Below are 17,996 nucleotides of genomic sequence, written 5' to 3'. Positions count from 1 at the left end.
CATGGCAGACGCATCCGCCAAACAGGTTCTCTTCGAACCGATCTTCAGTAACAACCCCATCGCGTTGCAGATACTGGGTATCTGTTCCGCGTTGGCGGTAACGACCAGCATGAATGTAACGCTGGTTATGTGTGCGGCCGTTATCGCCGTTACCGCTTTTTCCAACCTGGCCGTATCACTGGTGCGGTCACAGATACCCGGCAGCATCCGGATCATCGTGCAGATGACCATCATTGCATCGCTGGTTATCGTGGTGGATCAGGTACTTAAAGCTTACGCCTACGAAATCAGCAAGCAGCTGTCAGTCTTTGTTGGGCTGATCATCACCAACTGTATCGTGATGGGGCGTGCAGAAGGTTTCGCCATGCAGAATGGTCCGTGGCTCAGCTTCCTGGATGGTGTGGGCAATGGCCTGGGCTATTCAGTACTGCTGATCTTCGTGGCGTTCTTCCGTGAGCTCCTGGGTGCTGGATCGCTGTTTGGCATTTCCATTATGCCGGTGGTCAATGAAGGTGGTTGGTACATTCCAAATGGTTTGTTGCTACTGCCGCCAAGCGCATTCTTCATCATTGGTCTGGCAATCTGGGGCCTGCGCACCTGGAAGCCGGAGCAGGTAGAAGAGGCTGACTTTAAAATGTCTCGCCATACCGCCAAGGAGGCCTTCTGATGGAACATTATATCAGCCTGATTCTGAAAGCCGTTTTCGTTGAAAACATGGCTCTGGCCTTCTTCCTGGGGATGTGTACCTTCCTGGCGATCTCCAAGAAGATTGAAGCAGCCACAGGTCTTGGCATTGCCGTTGTGGTCGTTCTGACCGTCACCGTTCCGGTGAATAATCTGCTGTATAACGGCATATTACGTGAAGGCGCCCTCAGCTGGGCAGGTCTGCCCAATGTGGACCTGAGCTTTCTTGGCCTGTTGTCGTATATCGGTGTAATTGCGGCAATTGTCCAGATCATGGAAATGGTTCTGGATAAATACATACCGGCGCTTTATGCGGCGCTCGGCGTATTCTTGCCGCTGATTACTGTGAACTGTGCCATTCTGGGTGCTTCGCTGTTCATGGTAGAGCGTGATTACACGTTTGGTGAAAGCGTGGTTTACGGCTTTGGTGCAGGTCTCGGTTGGGCGCTAGCGATTATTGCGCTGGCCGGTATCCGAGAAAAGCTGAAATACAGCGACGTTCCTGAAGGCCTGCGTGGCCTGGGCATCACCTTCATCACCGTTGGCCTGATGTCGCTTGGATTTATGTCGTTTTCCGGCATTTCGCTGTAATAAACCCCGGTGATTCGATTTAACGAAAAGGCGAGACCATGAATACTGAAATTCTGCTTGGCGTGGTCATGTTCACCGTTATCGTACTGGCCCTGGTCGCAGTGATTCTTGCGGCCCGTTCCAGGCTGGTAAGCACCGGTGATGTGACCATCGAAATTAACGACGACCCGGAGCACACTCTGAAAACAGAAGCGGGTGGCAAGCTTCTGGGTACGCTGGCTAATAGCGGCATTTTTCTGTCGTCTGCCTGTGGCGGCGGCGGTACCTGCGCGCAGTGTAAGTGCAAGGTGTTTGAAGGTGGTGGCGCGATGCTGCCGACCGAGAAAACCCACTTCACCAATCGTGAAGAAAAAGAAGGCTGGCGCCTGAGCTGTCAGGTTCCTGTGAAACAGGACATGAAAGTCGAAGTGCCGGAAGAGTTCTTCGGCGTGAAAAAGTGGGAATGCGAAGTGGTGTCCAACCACAACGTGGCTACTTTCATCAAAGAGCTGGTACTGAAACTGCCTGAAGGCGAGGAAGTCGACTTCCGTGCCGGCGGTTATGTTCAGCTTGAGTGCCCGCCCTACGAAATCGACTTCAAGGATTTCGACATTGAGGAAGAATTCCACGAAGACTGGGACAAACTGGATATCTGGCGCTACAAGGCGGTGAACAAGGAAGAGACCATCCGCGCTTACTCCATGGCGAACTATCCGGAAGAGAAGGGTGTTCTAAAATTCAACATCCGGATTGCGACACCGCCTCCGGGCACCGATCATCCGCCTGGCATCATGTCGAGCTACGTGTTTGCTCTGAAGCCGGGTGACAAGGTGACAGTGATGGGGCCGTTCGGCGAGTTCTTCGCCAAGAAGACCGACGCAGAGATGGTATTTATCGGCGGCGGTGCCGGTATGGCGCCGATGCGCTCGCACATCTTCGACCAGCTCAAGCGCTTGAACAGCAATCGGAAGATCAGCTTCTGGTACGGGGCGAGAAGTGTCCGTGAGATGTTCTATGTCGAAGATTTCGACATGCTTCAGGAAGAGAACGAGAATTTCGAGTGGCACGTCGCCCTCTCTGACGCTCTGCCTGAAGACAACTGGGAAGGCCCGACAGGCTTTATCCACAACGTACTGTATGAGAAGTATCTGAAGGACCACCCGGCTCCGGAAGACTGTGAGTACTATATGTGTGGGCCCCCCATTATGAACGCGTCCTGCATCAAGATGCTGAAAGATCTGGGTGTTGAGGACGAAAACATCATGCTGGATGATTTCGGGGGTTAATCGACTTTCATGACATCCGGTGTGACTCGACCCGTCAGGGTGGCCTTGGCCAGCGCTTTTCTTGCGCTGGCTTTCGTCGCGCTGGCGGGTTGTTCGTTTGAGGCAGAAGAGAAAGTCTGGGAGATATCCGGCCCGGTGTTCGGAACCCGTTACCACATCAACGTGGTGATGGCCGATGATCAGCCACGGCTTAAGGCACTGGCATCGGGTATTGAAGAGGTGCTCGAGGGCGTAGACGCGTCTATGTCTACCTGGCGCGAGGACTCAGAGCTTTCCATTTTCAACAACCTGGAAGACCAGAGTGAGTGGAGAAGCATTTCTCCGGCTTTGCACGAAGTGCTCTCTACTGCCAACCGGTTATCCATGCTGACCGATGGCGCCTTTGACGTGACCATCGGGCCGGTGGTGAATCTGTGGGGGTTCGGGCCACAGGCAAGGCCTGAAGAGGTGCCGTCTGACGCACAGTTGCAGTCCACCCTGTCGGCCACGGGTTTCCGAAAGCTTGAGCTTCGTGATTCACCGCCTGCCTTGCGTGCAGAACCCAATCAGTATGTTGATCTGTCTGCCATTGCCAAAGGATACGGCGTGGATGCGGTTGCCCGGTTCCTTGAAGAGGAAGGTGTTAGCGCTTTTCTGGTGGAAATCGGCGGTGAAGTCAGCGTACAGGGACGGAAGCCGGACGGCGAAGTGTGGCGGCTGGCCATAGAAGAGCCCGTGTCAGAGCAGCGGCAGGTCAACCGCGTTGTTGCGATTGGCAACCGAGCCATGGCAACTTCAGGCGACTATCGTAACTATTACGAATCGGAAGGGCAGCGTTTTTCGCATACCATAGACCCTGAAACCGGTCGGCCGATTGAGCATAACCTTGCGTCAGTCACCGTGATAGCCGACGATTGTATGACTGCAGATGCGCTCGCAACCGCGTTTAATGTCATGGGGCCAGAACAGGCCATGGCTTTATCGACGCGAGAGAACATCGCAGCCTATTTTATTGTTCGGGGCGAGAGTGGCTTCAAGAGCATGTACTCCCCAGCCTTTTCTTCGTTCCTGACAGATTGACAGGGCGCGACGGTAAGTTGCCCCTAAAAGTTAAGGAGAGCCCCTATGGGTACCTTTGTACTTGTACTGTTTATTGTTCTGTTGCTGGTGGCGGCCATGTCCGTAGGCGTTATTCTTGGCCGCAAGCCTATCAGCGGTTCCTGCGGTGGCCTTGGAGCCATGGGGATCAGCAAAACCTGTGACATATGCGGCGGCAACCCACAGAAATGTGAAGAAGAGAATGAACAGGGCGCCAACGGTGGCGATTCCGCTGATGATTTAACTTACGATGCATCCAAAACCGGCAAGCACTGAATCAACAGGCTGACCGGACGACGATAAGGAGCTAGAACGCAATGGCAGAGCACCATTACGACGTGGTCGTTATTGGCGCGGGGCCTTCGGGAGAAGGTGCTGCAATGAATGCGACGAAACACGGCAAACGTGTCGCGATCATTGAAGACAAGCAAACCGTTGGCGGTAACTGTACCCACTGGGGCACGATTCCCTCAAAAGCATTGCGTCATTCCGTCAAGCAGATCATCACCTTTAACACTAACCAGATGTTCCGGGACATTGGTGAGCCGCGCTGGTTTTCCTTTCCCCGTGTGTTGCAGAACGCCCAGAAGGTGATTGGCAAGCAGGTTAAGTTGCGCACCCAGTTCTACGCCCGTAACAGGGTGGACCTGATCAATGGCCGTGCCAGCTTTCTTGACGCCAACCGCCTGGAAATTCGTGGCAACAAGTCTCACGAAATTATTCATTTCAAGCAGGCAATCATTGCAACGGGGTCGCGTCCCTATTTGCCGCCAGATGTGGATTTCCGGCACCACCGGATTTACAACTCGGACACGATACTCAACCTGTCACATACGCCACGTACGCTGATCATCTACGGCGCCGGCGTTATCGGTTCCGAATACGCGTCCATATTCGCCGGGCTTGGTGTCAAGGTGGACCTGATCAACCCCGGAAGCCGTCTGTTGACCTTCCTGGACGACGAGATTTCGGACGCGCTCAGTTATCACCTGCGCAACAACGGTGTGTTGGTCCGCCACAATGAGACATACGAGTCTGTGGATGGTGATGACCATGGCGTTGTGCTGTCGCTGCAATCCGGTAAGAAGATTCGCGCGGACGCATTTCTCTGGTGCAACGGCCGCAGTGGCAACACCGAAAAACTGGGTCTGGAGAATATCGGCCTTACACCAAACGGTCGCGGTCAGCTGGCCGTTGACGAGCATTACCGCACAGACGTCGAAAACATTTATGCCGCCGGTGATGTGATCGGCTGGCCGAGCCTTGCCAGCGCTGCCTATGATCAGGGCCGCTCGGCGTCATCGGATATTGTTAAAGATGAGTATTTCCGCCATGTAACGGACGTGCCTACGGGCATCTACACGCTGCCGGAAATCAGTTCTGTGGGCGGAACCGAACGAGAACTGACCGAAGCCAAGGTGCCCTACGAAGTAGGCCAGGCGTTTTTCAAGGATCTTGCCAGGGCGCAGATTACCGGTGATCCCGTGGGCATGCTGAAGATCTTGTTCCACCGGGAAACCCGCCAGATTCTGGGCATTCACTGTTTTGGGGATCAGGCGGCGGAGATTGTTCACATCGGCCAGGCCATCATGAATCAGGAAGGCGAGGCCAATTCCCTGAACTACTTCATCAATACCACCTTCAACTATCCCACCATGGCGGAAGCCTATCGCGTGGCTGCGCTCAACGGCCTGAATCGGATTTTCTGATCAGGCCGGTGTCAAGTCGCAGCCGGTGTTCGATGCCAGCTGCCGTAGACCGTGCGCCCGGTTGTCGAAGTACATCCGGGTGCTGGTCGGGTAGTCCGTAATGATGCTGTCTACCCCCATTTTTTCGAGGGTCAGCATGTCGTGGATTCGGTTGACCGTCCAGGTGGATACCAGTATCTCCCGTCGATGGGCCTCTTCTACGAGGCCTTGAGTACAGATCTTCCAGCCCAGGCAAAGGTAGTCACAGTGCAGCCTTGCTGCAACGTTTACTGGTCGCGGAAATTTCCTGTCGGTTACCAGGCCAATTTTGATGTGCCTGTCCCGGCGTTTTACCTGCCTTAGAAACCATGCATCTGAAGAGGTCACCACAGTGCGATGTTGGAGGCCGCGGCGCTGGATGATTTCCACGATGCGGTTGCACAGAATGTTCAGACGTTGTCGGGCGTCCTTTTTTACTTCCAGCTGGAGATTCTCTAACTCCGGAAGTTCATCCAGTAAGGTTTCCAGTCTCGGTACACCCACCTTGTTTGGCCAGGCAACCGCGTTGCGGCGTGCATCCATATTCTCGAGTTCTGCTGCCGTGTAGGAATTCACTTCGCCGGTTTTCCCGGTGGTTCGATCCACGGTCAGGTCGTGAATGATCACTGGTATACCATCCTTGGATAGCACAAGGTCCAGTTCGAAATGCCTCACCCCATGACGGTAGGCATGCCGAAAACCTGCCAGTGAGTTCTCTGGTGCTTCGCCTTTTGCCCCTCTGTGCCCATATACAATCATTCTGCGGCGGTTTCCTTCATTCGACGGTAGATCTCCTGGCGCTTTTTCCAGGTTTCATGGCAAAGACGGATGTCCTCGAGGTAGGCCGGCAACTCGTCCATCAACAGCGCCTGTGGGCCATCAACAAGGGCCTTTTCGGGCCTGGGGTGGAAGTCCACCAGCACCATATTTGCTCCGGCAATCACGCCCTGTGCGGTAGCGTGCATGACATCGAGAACGCCGTCGGGGGATTGTTCTCGACTACCCACGGAGTGGGACGGGTCCACGCACACTGGCATGCGGGTCAGGCGTTTGACCGCCGGAACATGGGCGAAATCCACCATGTTTCGATGCGGCTGGCCGGCTTCGGTTTTCATACCTCGCAGGCAGAAAATTACATTGGCGTTACCCTCGCTGGCCAGATACTCCGCTGCGTTCAGGGATTCGTTCAGAGTAATACCAAAGCCTCGTTTCAGAAGCACCGGATAGGTGGTCTGGCGTCCGATGGCCTTGAGCAATTCAAAATTCTGGGTATTTCGGGTGCCCACTTGCAGCATGACGCCGGTTGGCCGCCCAAGTTTTTCCAGGCATTCGTCGATTTCTTCAATGTGACTTTCATGGGTGATTTCCATGGCGATCACTTTGATACCGTGTTTGCCGGCCTTTTCGAACACCCAGGGCAGGCAACCCTTGCCGTGGCCCTGAAACGAATAGGGATTGGTCCGTGGTTTATAGGCGCCCATCCGGGTGCAGACTTCGCCCTGCTGCTCCAGTGCCTGCATCATCTGCTCAACATGTTCTGGCACGTCCACCGCGCAAAGACCGGCGAAAATGTTCAGGTTGTTCTGGTCAAACGTCACGCCGTTGTAGGTAAAGCCACTCTGACGGCGGTCATCCTTGTGGCGGCCCAGGATGCGATAGTCATCGGAGATACGGATGGCTCTCTCAACGGCTGGCAGAGCCTCGATCTCTTCCTTGTTGAGACCCTTGGTATCGCCCAGAAGATATACTTCGGTCAGTCGCTGGTTAGCACCCTGCACCTCGTGAACCCGAACCGACACCCCGGGCAGGTTCTCCAGAAAATGCATGGTTTGCCGATAGGCTTCGCCTTGCATATCCGTATCCGGGTGCAATATCGCTAGCATGATGTCTCCTTGGAATTCAGTCTGCGCCTTCAGCGCGGTGTCGGGCCTGGATGTATTCCCGATGATTAAGATGCAACAGATCGGCCATACGGCGAATCAGGTGTTCTTCGTACTTGTCGATACGCCCATCGGCAAACGCCACACGCCAGATGCTTTCCAGTAGCGCCTGCTTTTGCTCCTGATCCAGGTTTTCGTTGATCATGCCTGTGAATTCATACATTGACGTGGCATCGTCAGCGTGGCTTAGGGCATCCGCCAGAATTTCCTCTGCCTCTTCGCGAGTGACTTCCTGACTGCGCACAGCGCAGTCTACGATGGCCTTGAGTTCGGCTTCATCTTCATTGTTGTCCACTCTCGATAACTGAACCATAAGGGCTGTGGCGGCCACGGTCAGCTGATGATCGTCAGGCTTGGCGGGCTCTTTGTTATCCGGTGCGAAAAACTGCTTCAGTCGCTCGATCATGATGGGCAGCTCACTTCGTTCGTTGCATTGAGGTCAGGCGGCGTTGGACAGCCGCCTGACCCGATTCTCCAGTTCAATCTGATCATTGGTGAAACGGCGAATACCGTCTGCCAGCTTTTCCGTGGCCATGGCGTCCTCGTTGGACTCCCAGCGGAAGAGTTTCTCATCAATCTGGCCAGGCTGATCAATGCTTGATGCAGAGCCTGGTACAAGCTGACGTTCCAGGCTGCCTGAATCCTGGTCCAGCTCTTCCAGCAGAGCAGGGCTGATGGTGAGCCGATCACAGCCGGCCAACATTTCGATTTCGCCGGTGTTGCGGAAACTGGCGCCCATAACCACTGTTTTGTAGCCATTGGCTTTGTAGTAATTGTAAATTCGGGTGACGGATTGGACGCCCGGATCCTCTGCGGCTGGGAAGCTATCACGGCCGGACGCGGCCAGGTGCCAGTCCAGAATGCGGCCAACAAAAGGTGAAATCAGGAAGGCTCCGGCATCGGCGCAGGCCGCAGCCTGAATAAAAGAGAACAACAGTGTCAGGTTACAGTTTATACCTTCGCGCTGAAGTTGTTCCGCAGCCCGGATGCCTTCCCAGGTAGACGCAATCTTGATCAATACCCTGCTGGTATCCATGCCCAACTGGTCATACAACTCAATCAGCCGCCGCGCTCTGGCCAGAGTAGCGTCGGTATCAAACGAGAGACGGGCATCTACTTCGGTTGAGACCACGCCTGGTACCCGACCCAAAATTTCTCGCCCCGCCAACACGGCCAGCATATCTGTGGCGTAAGTCAGCTGTTCCGCATCAGAGCCGCCCTGTTTGCGCGCGGCCGCGACTGCGTCGTCCAGCATAGGGCGGTAGGCCTCGGACGCCGCAGCTTTCAGCAGAAGCGATGGATTGGTGGTGGCATCCTGAGGCTGCCATTGGGCAATGGCGTCCAGATCGCCGGTATCGGCCACCACGGTGGTCATGGATTTGAGTTGTTCAAGCTTGCTGGTCATTCGTCCTTTCATCCCGATAGGTTGTTATAGTGGCCCGTCCTGCAGGCGCTTAAGCGTTATGCCTACAATAACGGGCTGCTACTACGGGAACAAGACAGCCAAAAGGGGAATAGGGATGTAAAAGGATTCAGGCGGGCATTGCTTCCGATGTTTCCGGTTCAGGAACTTTCGCCATCGCCGCTTCCAGCACCTCAATGCCCGATCCCGGCTTGTGGGCGTTCTCGCTGATGTAGCGACGGAATTGACGACCTCCTGGTTGGCCGTGGAAAAGTCCCATCAGATGGCGGGTAATGTGGCTGAGATAGACACCACGATCCAGTTCTTCCTGAACAAATGGTAACACCCGGCGGAGTGCTTCATGTCGGCTGGAAACCGGTGCCGGAGCATTAAAGAACTCGGTGTCTACACCAGCGAGTAGCCAGGGATTATGGTAAGCCTCGCGGCCCAGCATCACACCATCTGTGTATTGCAGGTGTTCATGGCATTGGTCAAAGGTTTTGATTCCGCCGTTGATGATAATTTCCAGGTGCGGGTATTTGGCCTTCAGGTCGTAAACCCATGGGTATTTGAGCGGTGGGATGTCGCGGTTTTCTTTCGGGCTGAGCCCCTCCAGAACGGCGATTCTGGCGTGGACAATGAAGGTTCGACAGCCTGCCGCCGAGACCTTCTCAATGAATTCGCACAGATCGTCCCAGGACTCGTGGCCGTCGATGCCGATGCGATGCTTTACGGTGACAGGCAGCGTGGTGGCCTCGATCATGGCGGCGACACCTTCGGCCACCTTGTCTGGATGAGCCATCAGGCAGGCGCCAATCATGTTGTTCTGCACCCGGTCGCTGGGGCACCCCACGTTCAGGTTTACTTCATCAAACCCATACTGCTCGGCCAGATGCGCGCAATGGGCCAGTTCTGAAGGATTACTGCCTCCCAACTGGAGTGCAAGCGGATACTCTTCAGAGTTATGTCTCAGAAATCGGGCCGTGTCACCGTGAATCAGTGCGCCTGTCGTTACCATCTCCGTATAGAGCAGGGTGTGCCTACTGAGCATGCGGGCGAGATAGCGGTAGTGACTCGTGGTCCAGTCCATCATGGGCGCCACGCAGAAGCGGCGCGATAGGCCGGAATTGGGCCGGGCGTTGTTTTGGGCTGGCATTACAGACATTAAAAGACCCGTTGCTTTCGACAAACCGATTGTGCGGACTGGTACGGTAAAACAGATGCGATAGTTTATCATTCATTGGCACATGATTTCCGTAGGGCTTTGGCGAAATGAAAAGTAACTGGTTTATCGGCGTTGATCTCGGCGGTACCAAGATCGAAGTCATCCTTTTGGATCGACAGAGCACGGAGCATTTCCGGGCACGTCGGCCAACACCGGCCGGCGACTACCAGGCCACGCTGGAAACCATTCGTACCCTTGTGCTTCAGGCCGAAGCCCAGGCAGGCGCGTCCGGCGTGCCGGTAGGTATCGGGATTCCCGGTAGCGTGTCCGGCACAACGGGCTGCGTCAAGAACGGCAACTCCACCTGGTTGAACGGCCAGCCAATGCAGGAGCACCTTCGGGCGTTGCTACAGCGGCCGGTTACCCTCACGAACGATGCCAATTGCCTGGCACTGTCGGAAGCGACAGACGGCGCAGGAGAGAACCACATGTCTGTGTTTGCCGCCGTGCTGGGGACTGGCTGCGGCGCTGGCGTCAGTATCAACGGCCAGGTGATCGAGGGCCCTAACGGTGTCGCGGGGGAGTGGGGCCACAATCCTCTGGCCTGGACGCCGCAGGCGGAGCTGGAGCAGCGCCCATGCTTCTGTGGCCGATTTGGCTGCAACGAAACGTTTCTTTCTGGGACAGGCTTGTCGCTCACCCATCACTTGATGACTGGCGTGAATCAGAGTGCCCAACATGTAGTCGCGCAGGCCAGCGTCGGCGACCAAGATGCCTGCGAGACGATGAAGGTCTACCTGGAACATCTGACTCGCGGCCTGGCGTCAGTGATCAACGTGCTGGATCCTGACATTATCGTGCTGGGCGGAGGCATGAGTAATGCCAGACAGCTCTACGAGGAGCTGCCAAACCGGCTGGCTGACTACGTGTTTGGCGGGGAATGCAGTACCCCGATCAGGCAAGCCGTCCACGGTGATTCGAGTGGCGTTCGCGGAGCGGCCTGGTTGGCGGGCAATTTGTTGGGTTAATGTTACGAGCGGCTTCGCTAAGGAATCCCTTGACTATAATTGCGTCGTAGCGGGTACGAATGCGCAGCCTTTGTCCTTGAAGCTGCAGAAATTGGCCAATAAAAATAACAAACTATTCCATTCGGTGGTGGATGAACGGATCTTCTGTACGACAACAATCAGCGGGCCTATTCAACATGGCGTTCAGCAGGTTGCTGGCGGTGTTGGTCCTGCTTTGGTCCGGTTCCACCGCTGTTGCCAACGCAGAATCCGCGCTGGAAATCGATCCGCTAAAGTCAGAAATAGAAATTGTAAGGGGGTACCAGTATCTGGTGGAAGGGAACCCGTCTTGGTCCATTGATCAGGTTCGAAACCTTTCTGGCTCAGGGCGCTGGCAGGACCTGGAAGGTCCGCCAAATTTCGGCTACCGAAGCGATGCCATCTGGTACCGGCTGGAGATCGATCTGAATCGTTCAGGTCAAATACAGCGCTTTTTCGAAGTGACTTATCCTCTACTGGATCATCTTGAGTTATACCATTTTGCGGGTAATCAAAAGGTATTTGAATCATTTGCCGGGGACCGACTGCCCCATGAAAATCGGCCCATCGACGTCCGAACCTTCGTATTTCCATTATTGCTTGATGACCAACGTCAACATGTTCTCTACCTGAGAGTCCAGACCTCAGGATCGCATCAATTGCCGGCAATGCTCTGGGAGCCAGACGCTTTTTACAGAGCCAACGAAAAGGACATGATGTGGCGAGCCATGTTCTACGGCATGCTGCTGATCCTGGCGGCGTCGACGTTTTATCTGGCGTTTACCATCCGCGAGTGGAGTTTCGGTTATTTCTTTGCCGTGCAGCTGTGTTTACTGGTCATCATGACCGGATTGCATGGTGTGGCTTTCCAATACCTTTTTCCGGATCGCCCCAGGGTGCATGAATTGCTGATATTGGCGTCGGTGCCGTTGGGGGCCATGTTCTTTGCGATGTTCAGTATGGCTTTTCTGGACCTGAAACGCCTTATGCACGGGGCGTATCGTGTGCTTCAGGTGATGTCTGCCCTCGCGTTTCTGGCTTTCGTATCTGGGTTCGTCCTGACCTATGGCGTTTCCACACGCATCTCGGTGGCACTCTCTGCACTGATGTGTGTGGTCATTCTGACGATTGGTCTGGCTCTGGCAAAGCGTGGCGACCGGGCGGCAAAACAGTTTGTTATGGCCTGGGTGGCCCTGCTGCTGGGTGTGGTTTTTCACGTACTTGGGCTCAGCGCCGTATTGGCGGAAGAATGGGTGATTCCGTACGCCATGGAGACGGGCAGCGTGCTGGCATCGCTGCTGTTGTTTTTTGCTTTGGCGGATCGTCTGCACACAGAAAGAAGCGCGAGAATCCGCGAGCAGTACGCTCGCATTGAGGCGATGCGAGCGAGAGAAGCAGCAGAAGGCAAAGTGGTCGACGCCGCCCGTCATCATGGGCTCACGGGACTGCCAAATCGGGTGGCGTTGGAAGAATGCCTTCACACTTTGATGCAGGGAAAAGGCTCTTCTGTTCGTTCCTTTGCCCTGGTGCTCCTTCACCTTAGGGGTTTCGATGACATCAACAAGACGCTTGGCCATGAAAATGCCGACGCCATTCTGACGGAAGTCGCCAACCGCCTGGATGCTCTGGTCAGGGAGCAGGCGACGCATGTTTTGATCGAAAGTCATTCTTCCAGGGCCTTCGCGGCTGCCCACGTTGAGGGAGTCACCTTCGCCTGCGTTTTCAGTACCACCGACAGTGATTCGATGTCGCAGGTCATGAGTGAGTTGGGTGCAGGTATCCGCAAGCCTGTCGACTTTCGCGGGCTTAGCGTTGATTTGAGAGTTGTGGGCGGCTGCTCTTTCTACCCTGACGACAGCCCGGATGTGGCAACGCTTCTGCGGCACGCATTCATTGCGTTCGACAGGGCCGCTTCCGAGGCCGATCAGATGGCCGTCTATACGCCCGACCTGAATCCCTACAGTGAGCGTCGATTGACTTTGATGACCAACTTGCGCAAAGCGCTTGAGAACGATGAGTTGACGCTGAACTTCCAGCCCCAGCTGAAGGTGAGCACGGGGGAAGTCTCGGGTTTCGAGGCGTTGTTGCGCTGGCAGCATCCCGAACATGGTTTCGTACCACCCGATGAATTCATTCCCATGGCTGAACAAACCGGCTTGATTGGGCCGGTTACCGCATGGGTGCTGGATAAATCTCTGGCCTTTTGTCGCGAACTGGAGCAAGCGGGGTATCCGGTTGGTGTGTCGGTCAATATTTCAGCAGTGAACTTGCGTGAAGCTGGCTTTGTGGAGCAGGTGCTCTCGGTGCTTGGGCGCAATCAGGTTGAAGCCCGAAGGCTGATTCTGGAGGTGACAGAAACCGCCACCATGGTCGACCCCAAAGCGGCTCTGCATTGCCTGAGGTTGCTCAACGAATCAGGCATTCGTCTGTCCATTGACGACTTTGGAACGGGCTACTCGTCTCTGTCATACATCCGCAAGCTTCCTGTGCATGAGATCAAGATTGACCGATCTTTTGTGATGGAGATGGACACGAATCGGGGTGACGAAACCATTGTGCGCACCACCATCAACATGTGCCACGACCTGGGTTACGAAGTGGTGGCTGAAGGTATAGAGTCCCAACCAATCTGCGACCTGCTGTCGGCCATGGGTTGTGACACAGCGCAGGGCTATCATCTTGCCCGGCCCATCCCTCAGCAGGGTGTAATGGACTGGATTCGAGCTTATTACGATAGCGACAACAAACGGCCTTTCTCCGAGGCTCGCCCCAATCCGGTGGATACTTGAGGACAGTAACCCATGCATGACACTGTATTTATTACCGGCGCGGGAGCCGGTATTGGTCGTGAAACGGCGCTTTTGTTTGCGGCTAACGGGTGGTTTGTGGGTGCAGCGGACCGTGACGAGGCAGCGCTGAAGGCACTGGCCGCGGAACTTGGTGAAGAACGCTGTACGACGCACGTGATGGATGTGGTTGACGAAGTTTCGGTACAGCAGGGCCTGGATGATTTTGCCAGGAAGACCGATGGCCAGCTCCGCCTGCTTCACAACAACGCTGGAATCCTGAAGGTGGGCCGATTTGAAGACATTCCCATGGCCACCCATCGTCAGATCGTGGATATCAATGTCACGGGTTTGATTACTGTGCTTCACGCCGCCTTTCCCTATCTGAAGGCTACGCCCGGTGCTCAGGTGATTAACATGAGCTCTGCCTCCGCCGCTTTTGGCATTCCGGACTTCGCCTCCTATTCGGCCAGCAAGCACGCGGTGAGGGCAATGACCGAAGCGTTGAGCATTGAGTGGGAAGAGCATGATATTCAGGTGGGTGACCTGATGCCGCCGTTCGTTAGCACTGGCATGGTCAAGTCCAACGAAGGGCAGTCTGCGTTGTTCAGCAGCATGGGCGTGAACCTTGATGCCAGGGACGTTGCCGCCGCGGTTTGGGAACAGGCGCATCATCCTCGCTTGCACCGTCCGCTTTCTGCCCAGTTCAGAGCGATGTGGCCGCTGGCCAAGTCAGCGCCATCGGCCCTGACTCGGGCCGTGATCAAACGCCTGTGGCGATAGACCCATGATGGTGATGGCCCAGACCCTCGTTCCGGTTTTCGTGCTGATACTTCTGGGTTACCTGTTCAGGCGAATGCAATTTCCAGGAGACAGCTTTTGGATGCAGGCAGAACGCTTTTCCTATTACCTGCTGTTTCCGGCCATGCTGATTTACAAACTGGGTCAAGCGTCGGTTCCAGTCACGGTATACGGAGATGTGATTGCCCTGACGGTCTCAATGCTGGTGGCCATGACACTGGCGGTCCTGGTACTTCAATGGTGGTTTCGCTGGACTGGGCCGGTATTTTCGTCGGTGTACCAGGGTAGTATTCGCTTCAACGCCTTTGTCGCCATCGCTGCCGCCGGTATGCTTCTGGGGGATGGCGGCCTTTCGGCAATGGCGATCGTCATTGCCATCAAGATTCCGCTGATCAATCTTCTGTGCATCCTGATGTTCTCAATGGCGGTCAGCCAGGGCATTGGTGTGCAGTGGCAGGGTGTGCTGAAAGCAATAGCTACGAATCCCCTGATTCTGGGCTCCGTTACTGGTGCTCTGTGGGGGTATTGGCAGCTTGGGTTCCATCCGCTGGTGGCAGGTGTCCTGGAGCCCTTGAGTGACCTGGCATTACCACTGGGGTTAATGACGGTAGGAGCAGGGTTGCAGCTGAAAGGGTTGCGGGGAATGTCCGCGCCTTTTCTATTGTCCTCCGGTCTCAAACTGATGGCCTTTCCACTGATGACGGCCGGGTTGACGGTTGTCTTGGGAATTACAAGTAATCTGGCACCCACAGCCATTCTGCTGGCCACACTTCCGACGGCCACGTCCTCCTACATACTGGCTCGCCAGCTTGGCGGGGATGCTGCGTTGATGGCAGGCATCATCAGTGGCCAGACGTTACTGGCCATCGTTACCATCCCGATCATGCTCGCCTACCTTTTATGAGCCATCAAAGGCAGTTCAATACCGCCTGTGCCACAGATTTCTGAAACTGGATATAGGCGTCAGGTGAGGGCTCAATGGCTGATCCCAGTGGGTCCCAGGCACTGAAGGCAACGTTGATGTCGCCGACAATGGCGTGCCAGCTGTCCGGGTTGTATGGCTGTTCCGTCATCAGGCAGGGGCGGGGAACTTCGCCAAGTCGCTCCTGAATCTCAGCCACATGCCTGGCTCCGGGTGACAGATCCGGATTCAGAGTTAACACGCCAGACAAGGTCAGGTTGTAGTGTTCGGCAAAATGGTTGAACGCGTTGTGGTAGGTGAACAGCGACAATTCGCGCGCTGGCGCCAGTTGCTTTTGTATCGTCCTCTCGGTCTCGGTAAGAGCCTGCTCGAACCTTGCCAGATTGCCGTTCAGAGTTGTCGTGTCTGCGCCGGGAAGCTTGCTAAGTTCGCTGTGGATCTGCCGTGCCATCTGTCTTGCCAGTTCGGGATCCAGCCAGACATGGGGGTCCGTATCTGACTCATGGCCATGATGATCATGATCGTGGCTGTGCTCAGCATGACTGTCATCTGTCGAATCATTGTTACCAAGCGCATGTGAGCGATCTGCGAATTCACTTCCGGTCAGCAACCTGCTCAAAAAGCTTTCCAGTTCCGGTCCGACCCAGAAAACCGCGTCTGCCTCTGCCAGTGCCTGTCGTCCGGAGGGTTTCATGGCGTATTTATGTGGGTTGGCACCGGGCGGGACCAGCGTTGTAACCGAGGTGTCATCGGTCGCAACGGCTCGAACCAGCAGTTCCAGAGGTTTGATTGACACAACAACTTTAGACGCTGCCAGAGAAGACGCAGGGAGTAATGCAAGCCAGAGCAAGAGTGTCGCGAGATAAAAGTGGCCGTGTCGGCTAAAAGACATGGTAGGGTCCTGTAATTTGTGAAACGTTATAATATAACAACCACGATGCGAGGCCAAGCCGCGGTGATTTCCGAACCATGCGAATCGTGCTCGTGATCGTTATAATGCATCGCTTGCAAACCAAGGCCTTTTCAGGCGACCGTTTCTATTTATCAGGACGTTTTCATGACAGTACGCACTCGAATCGCACCGTCACCTACCGGTGATCCCCATGTCGGCACGGCGTTTGTGGCCCTGTTCAATCTATGCTTTGCCCGTCAGCACGGTGGCCAGTTTATTCTGCGAATCGAAGACACGGATCAGGCCCGCAGTACTGAGGAATCCGAAAAGGACATCCTGAATGCCCTGCGCTGGTTGGGCCTCGAATGGGATGAAGGGCCCGATGTGGGTGGGCCCTACGGTCCCTACCGACAGTCCGAGCGGAAAGACTCTTATCGACAGTATGCCGAAGACCTGGTTACCAACGGGCATGCTTTTTACTGTTTCCGAACACCGGAAGAGCTGGATGCAATCCGTGAGGAGCGTAAGGCGCAAGGCCTGAATCCAGGCATCAAAGGTGATCTAGAGCTGCCGCCGGAAGAAGTAAACCGTCGCCTGGAAGCGGGTGAACCTTACGTGATCCGGATGAAGGTGCCCGAACATGGCACCTGCGAAATAGACGACATGCTGAGGGGCACCATTGAAATCGATTGGGCGCAGGTGGATTGCCAGATTCTGCTGAAGTCCGATGGCATGCCCACCTATCATCTGGCGAACGTGGTTGATGATCATGAAATGAAGATTACCCACGTTTTGCGTGGCGAGGAGTGGATCAATTCCGCGCCCAAGCACCAGCTGCTGTACAAATATTTTGGCTGGGATATGCCAGTGCTTTGCCATCTGCCGCTGCTGCGTAACCCCGACAAAAGCAAGTTGTCGAAGCGCAAGAATCCCACCAGTATCAATTTCTATGAGCGCATGGGCTTTCTGCCGGAAGCCGTCACCAACTATCTTGGGCGCATGGGCTGGTCCATGCCGGATGAGCGGGAAAAGTTCACTCTCGACGAAATGGTCGAGCATTTCGATATTCAGCGGGTGTCTCTTGGCGGACCGGTTTTCGATGTTGAAAAGCTGCGTTGGCTGAATGGGCAGTGGATTCGGGAAGAGCTCACTGACGATCAGTTTATCGAGCGTATGCGCCATTGGTGGTTCAACGAGCAGGCTTTGAAAGACCTAGTGCCTCACATCAAGGGCAGGGCTGAAGTGTTCAGCGATGTAGCGCCTATGGCTTCTTTCATGTTTTCCGGCATGTTGCCTCTAAAACCAGAAGACTTTGCACATAATAAACTGGATGAGGGACAGGTGAAGCGGGTATTGCAGTTCACCCTTTGGAAACTGGAAGCCCAGCGCCACTGGAGCAAGGAAAATATCTTTGCCGATATTAAAACGCTGGCGAAGGCCATGGAGCTGAAAATGGGTGATTTCATGTTTTCGGTATTTGTGGCCATCGCAGGCACACCAAATTCCTGGTCCGTCATGGACTCCATGGCGATCCTGGGGCCAGACATGACGCGTTCCCGTCTCCGCCATGCTCTTGAAGTACTGGGAGGTTTCTCGAAAAAGGAAACCAAGCGGGTCGAGAAAGAATTTGTTGCGTTGTTGCAGGAATAATGAAAAAAATCACGGGAAAAAGGTTGACCTCCCATAGGGCGATCCTTA

The 17,996-nt window shown here is 55.0% G+C and carries 17 protein-coding genes; 11 read left to right on the top strand and 6 right to left on the bottom strand.

Going from position 1 to position 17,996, the window contains the following annotated elements; all coding sequences use genetic code 11:
- Position 1: 1 nt before the first annotated feature.
- From QLQ17_RS11435 to sthA, 6 genes are read left to right on the top strand one after another with little or no spacing between them, the layout of a single operon-like run.
- The gene (locus QLQ17_RS11435; RefSeq protein ID WP_283209703.1) at positions 2 to 667 is read left to right on the top strand and encodes an NADH:ubiquinone reductase (Na(+)-transporting) subunit D; all 666 of its coding nucleotides are present in this window, start codon (positions 2 to 4) and stop codon (positions 665 to 667) included.
- Positions 667 to 1,275: an NADH:ubiquinone reductase (Na(+)-transporting) subunit E gene (gene nqrE, locus QLQ17_RS11430; RefSeq protein ID WP_283209702.1), complete on the top strand. Its 609-nt coding sequence runs from the start codon at positions 667 to 669 to the stop codon at positions 1,273 to 1,275. Before QLQ17_RS11435 ends, nqrE begins: the two co-directional genes overlap by 1 nt.
- 38 nt (positions 1,276 to 1,313) lie before the next feature.
- On the top strand, positions 1,314 to 2,540 hold the full coding sequence (gene nqrF, locus QLQ17_RS11425) for an NADH:ubiquinone reductase (Na(+)-transporting) subunit F (RefSeq protein ID WP_283209701.1): 1,227 nt from the start codon (positions 1,314 to 1,316) through the stop codon (positions 2,538 to 2,540).
- Positions 2,541 to 2,561: 21 nt separating this feature from the next.
- On the top strand, positions 2,562 to 3,599 hold the full coding sequence (locus QLQ17_RS11420; RefSeq protein WP_502867372.1) for an FAD:protein FMN transferase: 1,038 nt from the start codon (positions 2,562 to 2,564) through the stop codon (positions 3,597 to 3,599).
- A gap of 45 nt (positions 3,600 to 3,644) precedes the next feature.
- The gene (gene nqrM, locus QLQ17_RS11415; protein WP_283209699.1) at positions 3,645 to 3,893 is read left to right on the top strand and encodes a (Na+)-NQR maturation NqrM; all 249 of its coding nucleotides are present in this window, start codon (positions 3,645 to 3,647) and stop codon (positions 3,891 to 3,893) included.
- A gap of 41 nt (positions 3,894 to 3,934) precedes the next feature.
- Complete coding sequence (gene sthA, locus QLQ17_RS11410; protein ID WP_283209698.1) at positions 3,935 to 5,326, top strand: Si-specific NAD(P)(+) transhydrogenase; 1,392 nt, start codon at positions 3,935 to 3,937, stop codon at positions 5,324 to 5,326.
- Here sthA and QLQ17_RS11405 read toward each other — a convergent pair whose 3' ends face one another.
- From QLQ17_RS11405 to dusA, 5 genes are all read right to left on the bottom strand, one after another.
- Positions 5,327 to 6,103: a glycerophosphodiester phosphodiesterase gene (locus QLQ17_RS11405; protein ID WP_283209697.1), complete on the bottom strand. Its 777-nt coding sequence runs from the start codon at positions 6,101 to 6,103 to the stop codon at positions 5,327 to 5,329.
- Positions 6,100 to 7,227 carry a 3-deoxy-7-phosphoheptulonate synthase gene (locus QLQ17_RS11400; protein ID WP_283209696.1) on the bottom strand — a complete coding sequence of 376 codons (1,128 nt, stop codon included), beginning with the start codon at positions 7,225 to 7,227 and terminating at the stop codon, positions 6,100 to 6,102. The genes QLQ17_RS11405 and QLQ17_RS11400 overlap by 4 nt, the downstream gene beginning before the upstream one ends.
- A 16-nt stretch (positions 7,228 to 7,243) precedes the next feature.
- Positions 7,244 to 7,690: a tellurite resistance TerB family protein gene (locus QLQ17_RS11395; protein WP_283209695.1), complete on the bottom strand. Its 447-nt coding sequence runs from the start codon at positions 7,688 to 7,690 to the stop codon at positions 7,244 to 7,246.
- Between the two features lie 33 nt (positions 7,691 to 7,723).
- Complete coding sequence (gene tal / locus QLQ17_RS11390) at positions 7,724 to 8,689, bottom strand: transaldolase (RefSeq protein WP_283209694.1); 966 nt, start codon at positions 8,687 to 8,689, stop codon at positions 7,724 to 7,726.
- 127 nt (positions 8,690 to 8,816) lie between these two features.
- Positions 8,817 to 9,851 carry a tRNA dihydrouridine(20/20a) synthase DusA gene (gene dusA / locus QLQ17_RS11385; RefSeq protein ID WP_283209693.1) on the bottom strand — a complete coding sequence of 345 codons (1,035 nt, stop codon included), beginning with the start codon at positions 9,849 to 9,851 and terminating at the stop codon, positions 8,817 to 8,819.
- Positions 9,852 to 9,958: 107 nt separating this feature from the next.
- Between dusA and QLQ17_RS11380 the strand changes: the two genes are divergently transcribed.
- The 4 genes from QLQ17_RS11380 to QLQ17_RS11365 all read left to right on the top strand — a co-directional run bounded on the left by QLQ17_RS11380 (position 9,959) and on the right by QLQ17_RS11365 (position 15,388).
- Positions 9,959 to 10,879, top strand: coding sequence for an ROK family protein (locus tag QLQ17_RS11380; RefSeq protein WP_283209692.1), 921 nt, complete (start codon positions 9,959 to 9,961; stop codon positions 10,877 to 10,879).
- A 176-nt stretch (positions 10,880 to 11,055) separates the two neighbouring features.
- Complete coding sequence (locus QLQ17_RS11375; protein WP_283209691.1) at positions 11,056 to 13,686, top strand: EAL domain-containing protein; 2,631 nt, start codon at positions 11,056 to 11,058, stop codon at positions 13,684 to 13,686.
- A 12-nt stretch (positions 13,687 to 13,698) separates the two neighbouring features.
- Positions 13,699 to 14,466 carry an SDR family oxidoreductase gene (locus tag QLQ17_RS11370; protein WP_283209690.1) on the top strand — a complete coding sequence of 256 codons (768 nt, stop codon included), beginning with the start codon at positions 13,699 to 13,701 and terminating at the stop codon, positions 14,464 to 14,466.
- A 4-nt stretch (positions 14,467 to 14,470) separates the two neighbouring features.
- Entirely contained in the window at positions 14,471 to 15,388 is a 918-nt protein-coding gene (locus QLQ17_RS11365; RefSeq protein WP_283209689.1) for an AEC family transporter, read from the top strand.
- Between the two features lie 4 nt (positions 15,389 to 15,392).
- On the opposite strand, the gene QLQ17_RS11360 is transcribed toward QLQ17_RS11365, so the two are convergent.
- Complete coding sequence (locus tag QLQ17_RS11360; protein ID WP_283209688.1) at positions 15,393 to 16,298, bottom strand: zinc ABC transporter substrate-binding protein; 906 nt, start codon at positions 16,296 to 16,298, stop codon at positions 15,393 to 15,395.
- A 165-nt stretch (positions 16,299 to 16,463) separates the two neighbouring features.
- On the opposite strand from QLQ17_RS11360, the gene gltX reads away from it, so the two are divergent.
- Entirely contained in the window at positions 16,464 to 17,948 is a 1,485-nt protein-coding gene (gene gltX / locus QLQ17_RS11355; RefSeq protein WP_283209687.1) for a glutamate--tRNA ligase, read from the top strand.
- Positions 17,949 to 17,996 lie beyond the last annotated feature (48 nt).

The organism is Marinobacter sp. CHS3-4, assembly GCF_030053415.1.
In the GTDB taxonomy this organism is placed as follows: domain Bacteria; phylum Pseudomonadota; class Gammaproteobacteria; order Pseudomonadales; family Oleiphilaceae; genus Marinobacter.
Note: the sequence above shows the minus strand (reverse complement) of the source record. Positions and strands in the feature narration are given on the sequence as shown.